At 73.3% G+C, this 17,921-nt stretch carries 10 protein-coding genes; 2 read left to right on the top strand and 8 right to left on the bottom strand.

What is annotated here, in order from left to right:
• The 3 genes from AB8Z36_RS02495 to AB8Z36_RS02505 form a co-directional block, all read right to left on the bottom strand.
• Positions 1–6,135 (bottom strand): amino acid adenylation domain-containing protein (locus tag AB8Z36_RS02495; protein WP_369211500.1); only part of this gene is annotated, 6,135 nt, incomplete at its 3' end.
• Complete coding sequence (locus tag AB8Z36_RS02500) at positions 6,135–10,160, bottom strand: non-ribosomal peptide synthetase (protein ID WP_369211501.1); 4,026 nt, start codon at positions 10,158–10,160, stop codon at positions 6,135–6,137. The genes AB8Z36_RS02495 and AB8Z36_RS02500, both read right to left, overlap by 1 nt.
• A 305-nt stretch (positions 10,161–10,465) precedes the next feature.
• A complete protein-coding gene (locus tag AB8Z36_RS02505; protein WP_369211502.1) occupies positions 10,466–11,344 on the bottom strand; it encodes an NAD(P)-dependent oxidoreductase in 879 nt (292 codons plus the stop codon).
• 137 nt (positions 11,345–11,481) lie between these two features.
• Here AB8Z36_RS02505 and AB8Z36_RS02510 point away from each other — a divergent pair, with 137 nt between their 5' ends.
• Both AB8Z36_RS02510 and AB8Z36_RS02515 read left to right on the top strand, forming a co-directional pair.
• Entirely contained in the window at positions 11,482–11,850 is a 369-nt protein-coding gene (locus AB8Z36_RS02510; protein WP_369211519.1) for a winged helix-turn-helix transcriptional regulator, read from the top strand.
• A gap of 26 nt (positions 11,851–11,876) precedes the next feature.
• Positions 11,877–12,548, top strand: a complete 672-nt coding sequence (locus AB8Z36_RS02515) for a phosphatase PAP2 family protein (RefSeq protein ID WP_369211503.1) — start codon at positions 11,877–11,879, stop codon at positions 12,546–12,548.
• A 7-nt stretch (positions 12,549–12,555) separates the two neighbouring features.
• On the opposite strand, the gene AB8Z36_RS02520 is transcribed toward AB8Z36_RS02515, so the two are convergent.
• From AB8Z36_RS02520 to AB8Z36_RS02540, 5 genes are read right to left on the bottom strand one after another with little or no spacing between them, the layout of a single operon-like run.
• A complete protein-coding gene (locus tag AB8Z36_RS02520) occupies positions 12,556–13,881 on the bottom strand; it encodes a glutamate-1-semialdehyde 2,1-aminomutase (RefSeq protein WP_369211504.1) in 1,326 nt (441 codons plus the stop codon).
• On the bottom strand, positions 13,878–14,441 hold the full coding sequence (rfbC, locus tag AB8Z36_RS02525) for a dTDP-4-dehydrorhamnose 3,5-epimerase (RefSeq protein ID WP_369211505.1): 564 nt from the start codon (positions 14,439–14,441) through the stop codon (positions 13,878–13,880). The genes AB8Z36_RS02520 and rfbC overlap by 4 nt, the downstream gene beginning before the upstream one ends.
• 16 nt (positions 14,442–14,457) lie before the next feature.
• Positions 14,458–15,702 carry a polysaccharide pyruvyl transferase family protein gene (locus AB8Z36_RS02530; protein ID WP_369211506.1) on the bottom strand — a complete coding sequence of 415 codons (1,245 nt, stop codon included), beginning with the start codon at positions 15,700–15,702 and terminating at the stop codon, positions 14,458–14,460.
• Complete coding sequence (locus tag AB8Z36_RS02535; protein WP_369211507.1) at positions 15,699–16,646, bottom strand: glycosyltransferase family 2 protein; 948 nt, start codon at positions 16,644–16,646, stop codon at positions 15,699–15,701. The genes AB8Z36_RS02530 and AB8Z36_RS02535 overlap by 4 nt, the downstream gene beginning before the upstream one ends.
• The gene (locus AB8Z36_RS02540; RefSeq protein ID WP_369211508.1) at positions 16,643–17,920 is read right to left on the bottom strand and encodes a hypothetical protein; all 1,278 of its coding nucleotides are present in this window, start codon (positions 17,918–17,920) and stop codon (positions 16,643–16,645) included. The genes AB8Z36_RS02535 and AB8Z36_RS02540 overlap by 4 nt, the downstream gene beginning before the upstream one ends.
• Position 17,921: the final 1 nt, after the last annotated feature.

Below are 17,921 nucleotides of genomic sequence, written 5' to 3' on the forward strand. Positions count from 1 at the left end.
CACCACACCGGCGGCGGCACCCATGTGGCCGAGCTGGCTCTTGACGGAGCTGAGCGCGCAGCGTCCGGACTCGGTCACGTCGAACGCCTGCCGCAGCGCGCTCACCTCGATCGGGTCGCCGAGGCGGGTGCCGGTCCCGTGCGCCTCGACGTAGCCGAGGTCGGCGCCGGTGCGTCCGGCGCGGTCCAGGGCCGCGCGGATCACCTCGCGCTGCCCGGCCAGGGACGGCGCGGTGTACGTCATCTTGGCCGCGCCGTCGTTGTTGACGGCGGAGCCCGTGATCACCGCGTAGACGGTGTCGCCGTCCCGCCGGGCCGCCCGCAGGGGTTTGAGCACCACGACGCCGACGCCGCTCGCGCCGACCGTGCCGCTCGAATCGTCGCTGAAGGGACGGCAGTCGCCGTCGGCGGAGAAGATGTGCTGCGGCCGGTAGCGGTAGCCGCCGGTCAGGCCTGGGTCGGCGAGGACGCCCGCCGCGAGCATCACCTCCGCGTCGCCCTGCCGGAGCAGACCGGCCGCGAGGTGCACGGCCACCAGCGAACTGGAGCACGCCGTCTGGGCGCTGAAGGCCGGGCCGGTCAGGCCGAGGTGGTAGGCCGCCTTGGTGGCGAGGAAGTCCTTGTCGTGGTGGAGGGCGAGCTGGAAGCCGTCGGGCAGCCGGGCGGGGTCCGCCTCGCGCAGCAGGGACTGGAAGTAGGTGTTCTCCCCGGCACCGGCCACCAGGCCGACGCGCGTCCGCGCGGTGTCCGCGACACCGGCGTGGGCCAGCGCCTGCGTACAGGCCATCAGCATGTGGCGCTGCTGCGGATCCATCAGACGTGCTTCCTGCGGGCTGATGCCGAAGTGGGCGGGGTCGAAGTCGAGCAGCCCGTCGAGGGTGCTGTGCGCGCCGATGACGCCCTCAGGGGCGTCGAAGCGGCGGATGCCGGTCCCGCCCGAGACCACCAGGTCCCAGAAGGCGGCCAGGTCAGGGGCGCCGGGCACCCGTACGGCCATGCCGACGACCGCGACGGGTTCGCCGGGGCCGGGACGCTCGCCCTCAACCCCCTGAACGCGCCGGGTCCCTTGGACCCCCTGAACTCCCTGCACCGTGATCCCGGTACGCGGCGCGGGGTCGTCCCCGGCGGCCACGGCCAGATGACGGGCCAGGGCGCGGACGGTGACGTGCTCGAACAGGTCCGCGACGCCGAAGCGGAGCCCGAGTTCGTTGGTGCAGCGCAGATGGAAGCGCATAAGGGTGAGGCTGGACGCACCCGCGTCGAAGAAGGTCTGCTCCGGGTCGATCGCCGCACCGGTCACCGCCTCGAACGCGGCGGTGAGCCGCTCCTCCCCGGCCGAGAGGCCGGTGCGGCCGACGGGCGCACGCCGTATCTCCTCGCCCGGCGCCCGCAGTGCCGCCACCCGGTCCAGTTTGCCGCTGGGTGTGCGCGGCAGCCGCTCAAGACGCCGGAAGCGCTCCACCCGTACGTAGGAAGGCAGCAGCGCCGAGAGATGGGCGATCAGGCCGTCGGCGGTGGGGGCCTCGCCCCGGAACTCCAGACAGGCCGTCAGGCCGTCGCCATCGCGCGCGACGACGGCGTTGACCACCGAGGCGTGGCGCAGCAGGGCGGCTTCCACGGAGCCGAGTTCGAGGCGGTGCCCGCTGAACTTGACCTGCTGGTCGTCGCGGCCCGCGTAGTGCAGCAGCCCCGAGCCGTCGAAGAAGGCCCGGTCCCCGCTGCGGTAGAACAGCCCCGCCTCCGGCACCTCGACGAAGCGGGTGTCGTTGAGCGCGGGCGCACCGAGATAGCAGCGGGTCGTCATGGTGCCGCCGATGAGCAGCTCACCGACGCACCCGGGCGGCACCGGGTCGCCCGAGGCGTCCACCACCCGCAGATCGGCGCCCGCGACCGGACGGCCGATGGCGGGCCGCTCCGGCCACCCGGACGGGTCACCTGCCAGGCACAGGGCACTGACGACATGCGTCTCGGTCGGCCCGTAGTGGTTGAACAGCCGGGCATCGGGCAGGCCGGTGAACCACCGGCGGATGGCGTCGGTGCACACCAGTTGCTCGCCCGCGGTGACCACCTCGCGCAGCCGGGAGGGGAACCGGCCGAGCCGCACCCCGTACTCGGCGAGCAGGTGCAGCGCCACGTACGGCATGAAGATCCGCTCGGTGCCCGCTTCCTCAAGCCGGTCGAGCAGCGCGGGAACGTCCTGGCGCCACTCGGGGCGGATGAGCTGAAGACTCCCGCCGCCGCACAGCGTCGCGAAGATCTCCTGGAACGACACGTCGAATGACAGCATGGAGAACTGCTGGGTCGCCGCCGGGCCGCGCAGCCCGCCGGGCCCGGCCTGCCAGCGCAGCAGATCGCACAGCGTACGGTCGAAGATCTGCACCCCCTTGGGCACACCCGTCGAGCCGGAGGTGAACAGGGTGTACAGCGGCCGGACGCCCTCGTGGGCACGGGTGTCGTACGGGGTGGGGGCGCCGCCGGTCGGTCGGGGCCCCGGGACCGCGTCCGGGTCCGGCAGGGTGACGGGGTGGCGCGTCACTCCCTCGGGGCAGAGCGCGTCGAGGGCCGGTGCGCCCGTGGGCGCGACCAGGACGCACACCGGGTCGACCTGCTCCAGAACGCGCCGCAGCACCTCGTCCGGGTACGAGGGATCGAGGGGGACGGCGGTGACGTTCAGGCGTGCCAGCGCGAGCAGGGCCACCACGTGCTCGACGGACGGCTCCAGGTACAGGGCGGCCCGGCAGGGGCCGCCGTCCGCCGGAATCGCGTAGCGCGTGGCCAGGTCCGTGGCGAGGTGCTCGGCCAGGGCGTCGAGCGCGCCGTATGCGAGCGTGCCGCCGTCCGCGGTGCGGACGGCGGTCGCGTCGGGCGTGCGGGCGACCTGCCGTGCGAAGCCCTCGGCGACCGTGGTGAAGCCCGGCAGGGGAGCGGGCCCGCGACCGTGCGCGGGCAGCGAACGCCGGTGGGCCGCGACCAGTTCGCGGGCCGTGCGGCGCGCCGGTGAGGGGGCGGCGAGGGCCCGCACACCCTGCCGGAACAGGTCGGCCATCGCGTCGACGGCCGCGCCCGTGAAGCGGTCGTCGGCGTACTCCCACAGCACGTCGAGACCGTCGGCGTGCTCGATCACGGAGACCGTCAGCGGGCACTTGGCCTCCGACGGGGCCCACCACAGGGGCCGCTGCCCGCAGCCGGGCAGCCGCAACGCCCCGAAGTCGGTGTTCTCCAGGACGAACAGCACATCGAACGGGGTGCCGTCACCGACCGCCTCCCACCCGGTCAGCACGTCCGCGAGGGACACGCCCTGGTGCCGCAGCACCCGCGCGGTGCCCGCCGCCATACGGGTGAGCTGCGAGCGCAGTTCCTCGCCGGGGTCAACGGTCACCGGGAGCAGGACGGTGTTGGCCCACATGCCCACGCTGTCCTCGAACTCGCGCACCGGGCGGTTGGCGACAGGGGCGGCTATCCGGGGACTGACCAGCCCGGTCACGCCGTACAGGCTCCACGCGAAGACACCGAGCAGCACCTGGAAGCGGGTGAGTCCGAGTTCGGCACAGAGCCGGTCCACGGCCGTCCGGCCGGTGGCGTCAAGGGAGGTGTGCAGCAGCCGTGCCCGGGGGTCCTGAGCCGCGGGGCCGATGTGACCGGCGGCGGGCAGCGGTTCCCGTTCCGTCTCCAGGCCCCGGTAGTACGCGAGAAGGCCGTCGCGCTGGGCGCGGTAGGCCCCGGTGGCGAACCAGTCGCTCTGCCAGGCGGCGAGGTCGAGCGGGTCGGGCGCCGTCGCCGTCGTCGGGGCAGGTGCCGCCGCCGGTCCGGGGCCGGTGACCCTCTCCGCGTACGCGGCGGACAGGTCGCGCAGCAGGACGCTCAGCGACCAGCCGTCGACGGCGATGTGGTGCAGGTGCAGCAGCAGCGTGCCGCCCGCGTCGTCCGGCAGCCAGCAGGCCCGCAGCATGCGGGGGACGGCGAGGTCGAACGGCTCGGCGAAGAAGGTGTCGGCGAACGCGTGCGCGGCGGCCTCGTCCCACACCGGCCGGGGCTCCGGCTCGCACCAGGGGTCGTAGACGGCGCCCACGCGCTGGCGAAGCCCCTGCGGGCCGGTGCCGAAGCCGGTGCGCAGCGCGACATGCCGCTCGACCAGGGACCGCAGCGCATGGCGCAGGGCGGCGGTGTCGACCGGACCGTCCACGCGGAAGACCTGGTTGACGGAGTACGCGAGCGACGTCGGCGTCCGGCGCTGGAGCAGCCACAGCCGCTGCTGCTCGCTGGTGGCCGGCGCCTCGTCGGCCCCGGCGGTCAGCGGTACCGGATGGGCGGACCGCCCACCGGGCCCGGCCGTGGCGACGGCCTCCGCGACATCGCCCAGGTCACCGTGGAGGATGCGCGCCGGTGGTACGTCGACACCCCAGCGCCGCCGCACCGCGAAGCTCAGCCGCAGGGCCTTCAGGGAATCACCGCCGCTCGCGATCCACCGGTCACCGAGGCCGAGTCCGTCCGTCGAGAGGACCTCCTCGGCCAGCGCGATGACCTCGCGGGCGGGACCCGTCACGGGGGCCTGTCCAGGGGCCGAGGGCCGCCAGGGCAGGACCGGCCGTTCGAGCAGCGCCGACTGGTCGACCTTGCCGTTGGGGTTGAGCGGCAGCTCCGTGAGCCGGTGTATCCGGTGCGGGCGCATGTACCCGGGCAGGCGGGTGCTCAGATGACCGGCGAACTCCTCGTACGACACCTCCCGCTGCGGCACGACGAACGCAAGGAGCTCGTAGGGAGCGGACGGGTCGGCGCGGTGCGTGCACACGTACGCCTGGTGGATGGCCGGGTGGGCGAGGATCTGCCGCTCCACCTCACCGGGCTCGATGCGGAAACCGCGGACCTTGACCTGGCGGTCGGTGCGCCCGATGTACTCCACGCGCCCCCGGCCGTCGGCGCGGACCAGGTCACCGGTGCGGTAGTGCCGTTCCTTGCCGCCGTCGAGCCAGGCGAGCCGCACGAAGCGCCGCTCGGTCTCCTCGGGCAGGTTGCGGTAGGCGCGGGCGAGACCGGCGCCGCTCAGCAGGAGTTCGGCGACCTCACCGGGCGCGGCGGTCCGCTCCTGGCCCGGCACGACCAGCACGGCACCGGTCAGCGGCAGGGGGTGACCGATCGGCACCACGTCGGCGGAGAAGTCGCGCGGCAGCGGATGGCACAGGGCGAAGGTCGTGCATTCCGTCGGACCGTAGACGTTGAACAGACGGGTGCGGCTGCCGGGGTTGTCCCGGTACCAGCGGCGCATGAGGGGCGCGTTGAGCTGCTCGCCGCCCACCAGCACTTGCCGGGCCGCCGCGAAGCAGTCGGGCACGGCGGTGACCACCGCGTTGAACAGCGAGGTCGTGACGAAGCAGGTGTCCACCCGCTCGCGCCGCAGCGCCTCGGCGAGCCGCTCCGGCGTCTGTACGTCCCCGTCGCCGAGCACCACGCAGCAGCCGCCGGTCAGCAGCGGGGTCCACACCTCGAAGCTCAGCGCGTCGAACGCCGGGTTGGCCAGGCAGGCGTAGCGCATACCGGCCTCGATGCGGAGGTAGCCGGGGCGCGCGAGCCGCATGACTCCGGCGTCGCCCACCTCGACGCCCTTGGGCCGCCCGGTCGTGCCGGAGGTGTAGAAGACGAAGGACACCTCACCGCTTCCGGCCCGGGGTGCCCCTGCCACCGCCGGGGCTTCCGGCGGACCGGTCAGCAGCGAGTCCACGGCCAGCGCCGTCACACCCCGCGCGAGCCCGGCGGCGATGTCGTCCCGCGCGTACACCAGCGTGGCCGCCCCGGAGTCCTCCAGGATGAAGCGGCGGCGCTCGGCGGGGCTCTGGGCGTCCAGGGGCACCACCGTGGCCCCCAGCCGCAGGACGCCCAGCAGTACGCCGATGAGTTGCCAGGAGCGGGGCAGCGCCACCGCGACGGCCTGCCCCGGCCGCACGCCCCGGGCGCCGAGCGCCTCGGCCACAGAAGCGGCGGCGGCGTCGAGTTGCGCGTAGGTCAGCCGCACCCCGCCGTCGGCGACCGCCTCCGCGTCCGGCGTCCGCAGCGCCTGGCGGTGCACCCCGAGGGCGAGCCCGTCCGCTCCGTCCCCGCCCTCGCGCCCGTCGGTGTGCGTGGTGTCGATGCGCGGTTCCATCACGCCTCCGGGGAGCCGGAGAGGGCCGGACGCCGCGACGCGGCCGTGCCGGGGTCCGGCCCGGCCCGGCGCGGTTCAGCGGCTCCGCCGGGGCCGGTCCCGAGCCGCTCCAGTTCAGCGGTGAGGACGGCGGCGACGCGCGGCAGCTCATCGCTCTCCAGCATGTCCCAGTGGCCGCAGGCCACCGGGACGACCTCGAACGGGCCGGTGACCCGGCGTTCCCAGAACGCGCGCAGCCCCGCGCCGTCGTCCTCGTCCGCCACGGCGGTCGCCTGGAGCAGCACGACACGGGCGGGCGAGACGGGCACCTCGTGGTCGCGCGCGGTCTCCCGGTGGTGGTTGTAGACGGTCAGATAGCGGGCCACCTGGTCGTCGTCGATGCCCGGGTACATGCCGTTGAAGCGCACGAGCTTGTCCCGGAACTCCGCCATGCCCACCGGAGCGATCGCGGCGCGCTGCTCTTCGTCCGCCGCGCCATGGGTGTCGAGCAGGACCACGCTGACCCGCTCGTGGCCCGACGCCATCAGAAGACGGCCCATCTCGTGGGCGATGAGCCCTCCGTAGGAGAGACCGCACAGCACCAGTGCCTCGTCGGGGCGGGGAGCGACCAGGCGCAGATACTCCTCGGCCATCGCCTCAACACCGGGCAGCACCGATTCCCCGGGGTTGATGCCGGGTGCCTGGAGACCGACCACGCCCACCTCGTCGGGGAGCGCCGTCGACAGTTGCAGGTAGCAGAACGCGGTGCCGCCCGCGGGGTGGACGCACACCACGCGCTGTCCGCCGTCGCCCGCGCGGAACTCCACCAGGCTGCTGTTCTCCGTGCCCCGCGAGGTTCCGTCGGCGCGGACCCGCTCGGCGAGCGCCTCGATGGTGGGGTGCAGCATGACCTCACGGACCGGCAGGGCGACCCCGAGTTCCTCCTGGACGGCGGCGGCCATCTTGATCGCGGATATCGAGGTGCCGCCGAGCTCGAAGAAGTTGTCGCCGATGCCGACCTCCGGGTGCAGCAGCACACGCCGCCAGATCCGGTAGAGCGCCATCTCCGTGTGGTCGCGGGGCGCGGCCGTGTTGACCCGCCCGGCGAGTGACCCGGCCGCGGCTTCGAGCACGGCCGCGCGGTCCACCTTGCCGCTGCGGTTCAGCGGCAGCCGCGCGAACTCGGCGACCACGGCGGGGATCATGTAGTCCGGCAGCCGGTCCTTGAGCGCCGCCCGCCACTCGTACGGTGAGCGCGCGGCCCCGTCGGCACCGCCCACCCCGGCGATCAGCCGGGGTCCTCCGGGTGCCTCGCGGTCGGCGAGCACCACGGCCTCGCGCACGCCGGGCACCGCGAGCAGCGCCGCCTCGACCTCGCCGGGTTCGATGCGGAAGCCCCGCAGCTTGAGCTGGTCGTCGCCCCTGCCGACGTACTCGGCGTTGCCGTCCGGCAGCCAGCGGGCCAGGTCACCGGTGCGGTAGACGCGTTCGCCGGGCAGGAAGGGATCGGGCAGGAACCGCTCGTCGGTGAGGTCGGGCCGGTTGAGGTAACCCCGGGCCAGGCTCGCCCCGCCGAGGTAGACCTCACCGGAGACCCCCACCGGCACCGGGCGCATCCGCTGGTCGAGGAGGTACAGCCGGGTGCCGCGCACCGGCCGCCCGATGGGGCAGGACCGCTCGTTCGGGCGGGGGTCGGTGTGGGCGACGGCGTACAGCGTCGCCTCGGTCGGTCCGTAGCCGAAGCAGACGCGCAGTCCGGGCAGGGCCGCGCGCATGCGGTGCAGGGCGCTCTCCGGCAGCGGCTCCACTCCGGTGAGGAGCTGACGCAAACTCAGCCCGGCGAGGCGGGCGGCGGGGTCCTCGTCGATCCACAGGACGAACGACGGGGGCAGGAAGGCCTGGGTGACCCGGTGCTCACGCAGCCAGTCCATCAGCGCGGCGGGGTCGCCCCGCAGCTCGTCCGGTACCAGGTGCAGCACCGCGCCCGTGGTCAGCGGCATGAGCAACTCGTGCACGGAGGCGTCGAATCCGATGCTCGACCAGGCCGACGCGGCTTCGCCAGGGGCGTCTCCCATCAGCTCGCGCCAGTGCTCGAAGAGGTTGACGACGCTGCCGTGCGTCACGGCCACGCCCTTGGGGCGGCCGGTCGATCCCGAGGTGTAGATGACGTACGCGAGGCGGGCCGGGTCGTCGGTGATGCCCGGCGCGTCGTCGCGTCGGCCCTCGGCCGCCACCTTCGCGAGGTGCTCCCAGGCCTGTCCGGCGTCGCCCGCCGGGTCGGTCCGGTCGGTGAGTACGAGGGCGGGCGCGGCGTCGCTCACCATGGCGGCGAGGCGCTCGGGCGGCTGCTCGGGGTCGAGGGGCAGGTAGGCGGCCCCTGCCTTGAGGATGCCGAGCACGCCGACGGCGAGGTCGACCGTGCGCCCGGTGTGCAGGCCCACCACCTGATCGGGGCGGACACCACGGGCGGTCAGCGCGTCGGCGAGCCGGTTGGCCCGGCGATCGAGCGTCGCGTAGTCCAGGGCGGTGTCCCCGGCCACGACCGCCGTCTGCCCGGGGCGCCGCCGCACCTGGGCCGCGAAGCGCTCAAGGAGCCCGGGGGCGGCCTCCGCGCCGGTAGCCGCCGGTTGGGGCCCGGTGCTGAAGGCGGCGATGAGTTCGCGCTGTTCGTCCTCGTCCAGGAGCGTCAGGTCGGCGATCCCGGCGTGCGGCCGGTCGGCCATCAGGCGCAGGACGCGCAGGAACTGGCGTATGTGGCGCTCGACGGTCGGGCGGTCGAAGAGCGCCACCGCGTAGTCGATCTCCCCGGTGAGGGTGCGGCCCTCGTCGGCCAGGGCCAGGACCATGTCGAACTTGGCCGGGACGTGGGCGGCGTCCTCCCGCAGCCGCACCTCCACGCCGGGCAGGTCCAGCTCCTGACGCATGGAGGGAACCCAGGCGAACATGGTCTGGAAGAGCGCCGTATGGGCGGGGCTGCGGGGCGGGTTGACCAGCTCGACCACGCGCTCGAAGGGCAGGTCGACATGGCTGAGGCCGTCCCGCACGCGCTGGTTCACCTGCCGCAGCGCGTCGCCGACGGTGGGGGAGCCGGACAGGTCGGCGCGCAGGGCGAGGGTGTTGACGAAGAAGCCGATGAGGGACTCGACGTCACCGCGGCGCCGGTTGGACGTCGGGGCACCGACAACGATGTCGTCCTGGCCCGAGAGCAGCGAGAGCAGCACCGACCAGCCGGTGAGGACGGTCGCGTACAGGGAGACCCCATGGCTCGTGGCGAGATCGCGCAGCGCGCGCGTCAGCTCCTCGTCGACCGTCACGGGCACCCTGGCGCCGCGGAAGTCCTGCTCCGGGGGACGGGGCCGGTCGGTGGGCAGCGAGAGCACGGCCGGGGCACCGGCCAGCGCGGTGGTCCAGTAATCGGCGTGCGCGGCGGGCTCCTCGCCCGACATCCACTCCCACTGCCAGCGGGTGTAGTCGCTGTACGGACGGGTCAGTTCGGGCAGTGAGGCGTCCCGTCCCTCCCGGAGCGCGGTGTAGAGGAGCCCCAGTTCACGCAGCAGCAGCGAGCGTGACCAGCCGTCGAAGACGATGTGATGGGCCACCAGAAGCAGGACGTGGTGATCCGGTGCGAGTGCCACGAGACACCCTCGCGCCATGGGCTCCTCGCCCAGTCGGAACGGGGCGCTCTCCACCTCGTGCCGCACCCGCGCGAACCGCTCGGAGGCGTCCGGCGATCCGGTCAGATCCTCGAAGGTCACCGGGAAGCCGGATGCGGGCGGATCGACGACCTGGAGCGCCGAACCGCCGGAGGGCACGAGCCGGGTGCGCAGCGCCTCGTGCCGGGCGGCCAGCGAGTGCAGCGCCTGGAGGAGCAGGTCCCGGTCCAGCGGCCCCCGCAGATCGAAGGGCATCGTCTCGTTGTAGGCGGCACTGGCGTCGCCGTCCATGCGTGCCAGGACCCACAGCCGCTCCTGCGCCAGTGACAGGGGTGCGAAGTCCGTTACGGTGTCGGGGCGTTGCGGTGCTGCGGCGGTGCGGGGGGAGGACACGTATTACCCTTCACAGGAATAAACGCAAGGCCGTACGTATAAAACGGACGAACGCAAGGCTGCACATGTTTATCAGGGGACGCCGAATGCGGGGAAAGGGCAGAGTGGGTTGCCTTGGGATGCCGGTCCTTTATTCATTGGCCGACGGCGTCAAATGGACTTCGAAATAGCTGCTTTGGCCGTTTGTATCTATCCATATTAATGGCATGTGGTCAGCTGAGGGGTCAATGGTGATCTACGCCACATGGGCTTCCGTGGGCGCGAGAGGGGGCCCGGTGCCGGTACCGGGCCCCCTCGGCTCGCCGTCAGTGTGCGGGCTGCCTGATGCTCTCGATGATGCGGGCGAAGCCCTCCTCCCCGTGACCCGCGTCGATCTGACGCCGGATCAGCCGCTGGACCATGTCGACCACCTCGGTGCTGATGCCCTGTCCGGACGTGGCGGCGATGAGGTCGTCGAGGCTGGAGAAGCCGAGGCTCTGCTGCCCCTCGACGGTGTAGTCCCCGCCGTCGACGACCGCGGCGAAACCCTGGAAGCCGCCGGTCATGGCGGCCAGCCAGGGCGCGGCACGCTCCGCGAACGCGCTCGCCGTCACTCCTTCCGGCGCGACCATGGCGGCGCCGTGCAGGAACCCGGCGAACATGACGTACATGCCCGCCAGCAGGGCGAGGTCGAACAGGGACGCGAGACCGGCGTCCTCGCCGAAGTAGGCACTGTCCCCCCACAGGTCGAGCAGCGGCTTGTGCCGGTCGAAGACCTCGGCCGACCCGCTGTAGAGGACCGACGACCCGGGCCGCCCGATCATGTCCGGTACGGCCATGATGCCGCCGTCCAGATACGCGACACCGGCGTCGGCGGCCCAGGCGGCCAACTCCCGTGACTGCGCCGGTGCCGTCGTGGTCACATTGACCAGGGTCCGCCCGGCGAGCTCGGCGGAGAGCGGGCCGAGCACCTCAAGGACCGAGGCGTGGTCCAGCAGGCACGCGATCACCAACCGGCTCGCCCGGACCGCGTCTTCCGCCGTGGCGGCGGACTCCGCGCCAAGGGCGACGATAGCGTCCGCCTTTCCGGGCGTGCGGTTCCAGACGGTCGTCGGGTGTCCGGCCTTCACCAGGGCGCCCGCGAGAGCACTGCCCATCGCCCCGAGCCCGAGCACACTCACCTGGTCACTGCTGTGCGTTGTCATTTCCGCGCTTTCCCCTCGTCCTCGGCTTTTCCCTGAATGCCGTTTCCCCTGAATCCTGGTCGCGGGCAGTAGAGTTGACCAGTACGGACTAATTAGTGGGGTACTCACTCGTGAGTAAGTACGTCCTGGAGGGGCGGATGGCGACGGCAGCGCGAAGGGGACCCTACTTCTGCGGCATCGACGCGGCGATGGACGTCGTCGCGGGCAAGTGGAAGTCGCTGATTCTCTGGGAGTTGCACCACCACGGGACCCGCAGGTTCGCCGAGCTCCGGCGCGGCCTGCCCGGTGTCAGCGAGAAGATGCTGATCCAGCACCTGCGGGAGATGGAGGAGGACGGACTCGTCCACCGCGAGGTGTACCGGGAGGTCCCGCCGAAGGTCGAGTACTCGCTGACCGAGCACGGGGTCTCGCTCAACACGGCCCTCGCGTCCCTGGGGGAGTGGGGCACCGCGCGCATGCGGCGGATCGGGGCCGAGAAGGTCACCGTCGAGGGGACGGCCCGGTGACGCGGTCCCCCGCACAGGGCGCGCGCGTGACCGGTCGGCGGGCACCCGAGGTGCTGCCCCCGGAGCTGCGCGGGTGGCTCGGGCTGATCGCGTGCCTGGCCACCCTGGTGGTGGCCGTCGTCGGGGTCATGTACGCCGGGCACACCCAGCCGGGCAGGGTGGACAGGTGGTTCGTCCAGCCGACGGACGACAGCGTGGGGCCGCTGTGGCGTCCCCTCGCGCTGGCCATCGACTTCCTGGGCGAGCCCGCCGGAGCGGCGGTGCTGGTCGTGGCCGCCGTGGCGGGCTGCCTGCTGCTGCGACGGCCCCGTGCCGCCGTGCTCGTCGTGGCGGGCGTCGTCACGGCCGTGGGGGCGACGACGCTGATCAAGTCCCTGGCGGGGCGCACCATCCACGACGGCAACCTGTCCTACCCCAGCGGACACACCGCCTTCCTCACCGCCCTCGCCCTGATGGCCGCGCTCTGCGCGACCGTCCGGCTCGGCCTCGGCAGAACGGCGGGCGTCCTGCTCGTTCTCGGCGCGGCGCTGGTCGCCGGGGCGGCCATGGGCTGGGCCCAGGTCGCCCTCGGCGCGCACTACCCGACCGACATCCTCGGCGGCTGGTGCACCGCGCTCGCGGTGACCCCCGCGACGGCGTGGCTGGTGGACCGGGTGGCCGACCGCAGGTCCGACGGCGCTCGGCCGGAGCGCCGCTGACGGAACGTCAGGCCAGGCGCCGGAAGACCGGTTTCACCGGGCGCCCCGCGAGCCACGGGGCGGGGTCGGCGGCGTCCAGCGCCTTGCGGTAGACCGCGCACGCCTGGGCCACCACCTCGACGGTACGGTCGATGTCGGCGTCGTCGAGCGCACTGCTCACCACGAAAGAGGGGGCGAGCACCCCGCCCGCGAGGAGCTGGCGCAGGAACAGGGTGCGGTACCGCTGCGAGGGCTGCCGGTCCTCGTCCAGGGTGGCGAAGACCAGGTTGCTCGCCCGGCCCCGGACCACGACGTGATCGCCGACGCCCATGCTGGCCGCGGCCTCGCGGACCCCGGCGGCCAGCCGCTCGCCCAGGGCGTGCAGCCGCGCGGTGATGCCCTCCTCGGCATAGGTGCTCTGCACGGCCATGGCGGCGGCCAGCGAGTGGGTCTCCGCACCGTGCGTCGTGGACAGCAGGAACACCCGCTCCCCGGAGTGCCGGAGGCCGCCGCGCTCCATCACCTCACGGCGCCCGGCGAGCGCCGAGACCGCGAACCCGTTGCCCAGTGCCTTGCCGAACGTGGAGAGGTCGGGGACGACGCCGTACAGACCCTGGGCGCCCGCCTCGGACCAGCGCAGACCGGTGATCATCTCGTCGAAGACGAGCAGGCAGCCGTGCCGGTCGGCGAGGTCCCGCAGGCCCGCCAGATATCCGGGCGGCGGTTCGGTGTGGGCGGCGGGCTCCAGGATCAGACAGGCGATCTCGTCCCGGTGGCGGGTGAGCAGCTCCTCCGCGGCGGCCAGGTCGCCGTAGGGAAAGGCCACGGTGAGGTCGGTGATCGCCGCCGGGATACCGGCGGACATCGGCGTGGTGCCGATGAACCAGTCGTCGACGGAGAAGAACGGATGGTCGCCGCAGATCGCCACCCGGGGCCGCCCGGTGACGGCGCGGGCGAGGCGCACCGCGGCGGTGGTGACGTCGGAGCCGTTCTTGGCGAACTTCACCATCTCGGCGGTCGGCACGGTGGCCAGGAAACGCTCCGCGGCCTCGACCTCCACGATGGAGGGCCGGACGAAGTTGCTGCCCTTGCCGAGTTCGCGCCGCACCGCGTCGAGCACCCGCGGATGGGCGTGCCCGAGGCTGACCGACCGCAGCCCGGAACCGTACTCGATGTAGCGGTTGCCGTCGACGTCCCACACATGGGCGCCGCGGCCGTGGCTGATGACCGGGGCCAGCTCCTCGGGGTACTGGTCGTCGCCCTTGGCGTAGGTGTGCGCGCCCCCGGGGATCATGGCGTGCAGCCGCTCGTTGGCCGCACGGGACCGGGGCAGTCGGAACTCTTCGGTGCTCAACGCCGACCTCGGCTCTCTCGGTGCTTCAGGGCCTCGGCGAGGCTCGGCGCCTCGCGGTCCCGCTGGGACATCAGGGTGACCGGCAGCGGCCAGGGAATGGCCAGCTCCGTGTCGTCGAAGGCGATCGTCACTTCCTCGGCCGGATCGTGGGCGCGGTCGATCCGGTAGGAGATGTCGGCGATCTCGGTCAGCGCCTGGAAGCCGTGCGCGCACCCGGCGGGGATGTACACGCTCGCCTGCGTCTCACCGGACAGCTCGAAGACGGCCCGGCCACGGTAGGTCGGCGAGTCCGTCCTGAGGTCCACGACGACGTCGAAGATCCGCCCGTACGAACACCGCACCAGCTTGGCCTCACCGGCCCCCGAGCGCAGGTGCATCCCGCGCACCACGCCCCGGGCCGAGCGGGAGAGGCTGTCCTGGATGAAGGCGTCGGGGTTCAGGCCCACCGAGCGCACCACGCCGGCGTCGAAGGTGCGGCAGAAGAAGCCGCGTTCGTCGGCGTAGGGGGTGGGCTCGAAGAGGAACGCTCCGGCGATCGCCGGGACTTCGGTGACTTTCATGGTGTCTCCCGCACTTTCATCGTGTTTCCCGCAGCGCGGGGGCCGCGGGCTGGGTGTCGCTCGCCGGGAACAGCGCCGCGGTCAGGGCGGTGAACTGGTGCTCCAGGCGCCGGGTGGCGTCGAGGTTGCGCTCGGCGAGGGTGCCGCGCAGTGCCTTCGCGTGCCGCTCCAGCGACCGGAACTGTCCGAGCAGCCGGTCGGCGTCCACCTCCCGGGCCGGGTGGCGGTACGCGCCGAGCCCCATCTCGGCCATGAGCGTGTCGCTCTTGGCCGCATAGCTGAGTGCGAGCGTCGGCGTACCGGCCTTCAGCGCGCAGACCAGGTTGTGATAGCGGGTGGCCACCACGGCGTCGGCGGCTGCCGTCTCCTTCATCAGATCGGCGAGGGAGCCCGCCTCGGCGGCGCTGACCAGCGGGGAGTCCACCGCGTCGAGGATCGCGGCGACCACCGACGTGTCGCACGTGTCGCCGGTGAGCAGCCGGACCGGTCTGCCGTCCTCGACCAGCGCCCGCACGAAACGGGTCACCCCGTCCACATAGCGCCGGTGGATCTCGTCGGCGCGGGCGCGGTCGTCGTTGCCGCCGTGGAAGTCCATGACGCCCACGCAGACCGTGCCGCTCCCCGGGCCGTCGGAGGACCTGGCCGGTGGTGTCGGCAGGGCGAAGGCGAGGTCGGGGTAGACCTCGTCGCGCGTGGTGTCCACGCCCATCGCCCGCATCGCCTCGCGGGACTGGGCGTCCCGGTAGGACCGGTAGGAGGCGAGCCGCCCCGACCAGCGCACCAGGGCCCGGGTGGGCCGGTCGCTGATCGCGGAGGCGCCGACACCGACCAGCGCGACCCGGGTGCCGCACAGCCGCCCGGAGGCGCAGAGCAGGAACAGCGCGTACGGAAAGCCCCACGGGCGCAGCGGCAGCGTCGCTTCAAGCACCCCCATGCCCGGCACGATCACCACGTCGTGCCGGCGCACCCAGGCGGCGGTGCGGAAGACGTCGACGAGCTTGCCGAGGCCCTTGGCGGCGATCGCGCCCGCCCGCGACGCGGTCCGGTACTCCCCGCGGTTCCAGTGCAGCCGCGTCGCGGGGATGCGGTACCGGGCCGATACGGTCCCGGGTCCGCCGCACAGCGCGTCGACGGCCGCCTCGGGGTGCTCGGCGCGCAGATAGCCGAGCACCGCCTCAAGGGACCCGTCGTTGCCCAGGTTGCCGGAGCCCAGCAGGCCGAACACCCCCACGCGCACCGGGGGCCGGTTCCCGGTGCTCATGCCCCTCTCCCCTCGCGGCCCGCCACGAGATCGTCGACGGAGACGCTGAGCTGGCCGGGGTCGACCGGGGCGCGGTCCTCCACCCGCTCGCCCGCGCCGGGCCGGACCCGGCTGGTCAGCCACGCGGCCAGATGGCCGAAGCAGGCGCTGCGGTCGGCCGAGGACAGCGGCGCCCGCCGGATGGCCGAGGCGAAACCGAGGACGTACTCGGCGAGCAGCCGGGGCGTCGGGTGCAGCGGGCCCGCACGGCGCGGGTCCAGGTTGACGCACCTTGAGCGCTTGGAGGGGTTGGCCCGCTCGGCGCGGGTGGGGTGGTCGCGGCGGAAGTACAGCAGCTCGGGCACCTGGTGGAAGGGCCCGTGCAGGGTGATCTCGGCGACGAACGTGCGGTCGGCGTGGTGGTAGCTGTCGTGCGGCTTCACCCGGCGCAGCACATCGGCCCGCAGCACGCCGTAGAAGTCGTCCCCGCCGGGCTCGAACAGCAGGCTGCGGAAGCGCTCCGGCGCCCGGGGGGAGTCGGTGGCGAGCCGGTAGTCGTAGGGGACCGTCACCTTTCCCTCGCCGTCGATGACCGCCTGGTCGGAGTGGGCCAGGATCACCTCGGGCCGTTCGTCGAGCGCCTCGACGCAGCGCCGCAGCAGGTCGCGGGCGTACAGGTCGTCGTGCGAGGCCCACTTGAACAGCTCGCCGCGGCACTGGGTGAACACGTAGTTGTGGTTCGGCGCCGCGCCGATGTTCCGCGACAGCCGGATGTAGCGGATGCGGGAGTCCTTCGCCTCGTACCGGCGGCAGATGTCCTGGGTCCCGTCGGTCGAGGCGTTGTCGGAGATGACCAGCTCGAAGTCCTCGTAGGTCTGGCCGAGCAGGGCGTCGAGCGCCTCCGCGAGGTACTCCTCGCCGTTGTACACGGGCAGGCCGATGCTCAGCCGGGGTTGGGTGGTCAAGGCGTCCTCACTTCGGGAATGGAGTTCTGGTGGTGCTCGCGCAGGGCGGACCGCAGGTGCAGCCACCACACGGCCGAGCCGCAGAGGGTCGCCGCGGCGACGCCCCAGGCCGAGCCGACCGTGCCGCCCACGGCCGCACCGCCGAGCCCGCCGCCCACATAGCAGGCGGAGGCGAAGAGCTGGCAGCGCAGGCTGCGCCGGGCGGCGGCGAGCGCGCGCAGCCCGGCCGCCGCACCGGTGCCGAGACCGGCGCCCGCGACGCCGAGCGCGGCGGGCACGATGAGCTGGGCGGCGGAGTGCCAGACGTCGCCGAGCACCAGCTCACCGGCCCGGTCCGGCATCAGCAGCAGCGCCGCGCCCCACAGCAGCGCGGCGCCCGCCTGCCCGCCGCCGAGCAGGAGGCAGAACCTGCCGAGCCGGTCCGGCGCGTTCCGCAGCACCCGGGCCGCCTCGGCGACGGTGACAAGCGACAGGCCCATCAGCACGGCGAGGAACGGGCCGAGCAGCAGCTCCGCGCCCCGGACCGCGCCCACCGCGCCGACCCCGACGATCGCGCCGAGCCCATAGGCCCGCAGCTGGCTTGCGCCGCTGAGGCTGACGTTCTCGACGAGGTAGCGGTAGCCGAGGTCGCGGTGCTCGCGCAGCCACCCGCGCGCCCGGCCCACCCGGGGCCGGATGCCGGACTGGAACCAGCCGTACGCCGCCGCGACCCCGGCCGACGCGCCCCAGGCCAGCACGAAGGCGGCCACGCTGCCCGCCCGGGCGGCCACGACCATGGCGGGGACGAGCGCGACGCCCCACACCAGGTCGTTGACGAACGCCTTGCGCCCCGTTCCCGCGGCGAAGAACGCGTATCGCCAGGCGTCCTGGAGCAGCAGCGCGGGCAGGACCACACCGAGGCAGGCGAACGCGGGTCCCACCCGGCCGCCGAGCCCGAGGCCCACCACCAGACACACCGCGCCGATGGCCGCCCCGACACCGAGCGCGGTGCCCGAGGACCGGGTCACCGCCGCCCGCCAGGACGGATCGGGCACGCCGCTGTAGCGCACCACGAGCGGGTCGGTGGCGAGGCCCCGGGCGACGTTGAGCACCACGCCGTAGGTCAGCCAGGCCAGGCTGAACACACCGAACGCGGTCACGCCGAGCGAGCGCGCCACATAGACGCCCACCGCGAAGTTGGTCATGCTGGAGGCCGCTTGGTCGGCGAGGCCCCAGGACAGCCGCCCGGCCATGGCCCGGCGGGCGGTCCGCTTCTCCCCCTCCTCGGTGGTCATC

This window comes from Streptomyces flavofungini (assembly GCF_041028215.1).
Classification (GTDB): Bacteria; Actinomycetota; Actinomycetes; order Streptomycetales; family Streptomycetaceae; genus Streptomyces; species Streptomyces flavofungini_B.

Bases quoted from the DNA above. Each gene is read 5' to 3' on its own strand.
- AB8Z36_RS02505 (WP_369211502.1), bottom strand. From the start codon at position 11,344: ATGACAACGCACAGCAGTGACCAGGTGAGTGTGCTCGGGCTCGGGGCG.
- AB8Z36_RS02510 (WP_369211519.1), top strand. From the start codon at position 11,482: ATGGCGACGGCAGCGCGAAGGGGACCCTACTTCTGCGGCATCGACGCG.
- rfbC (WP_369211505.1), bottom strand. From the start codon at position 14,441: ATGAAAGTCACCGAAGTCCCGGCGATCGCCGGAGCGTTCCTCTTCGAG.
- AB8Z36_RS02530 (WP_369211506.1), bottom strand. From the start codon at position 15,702: ATGAGCACCGGGAACCGGCCCCCGGTGCGCGTGGGGGTGTTCGGCCTG.
- AB8Z36_RS02540 (WP_369211508.1), bottom strand. From the start codon at position 17,920: ATGACCACCGAGGAGGGGGAGAAGCGGACCGCCCGCCGGGCCATGGCC.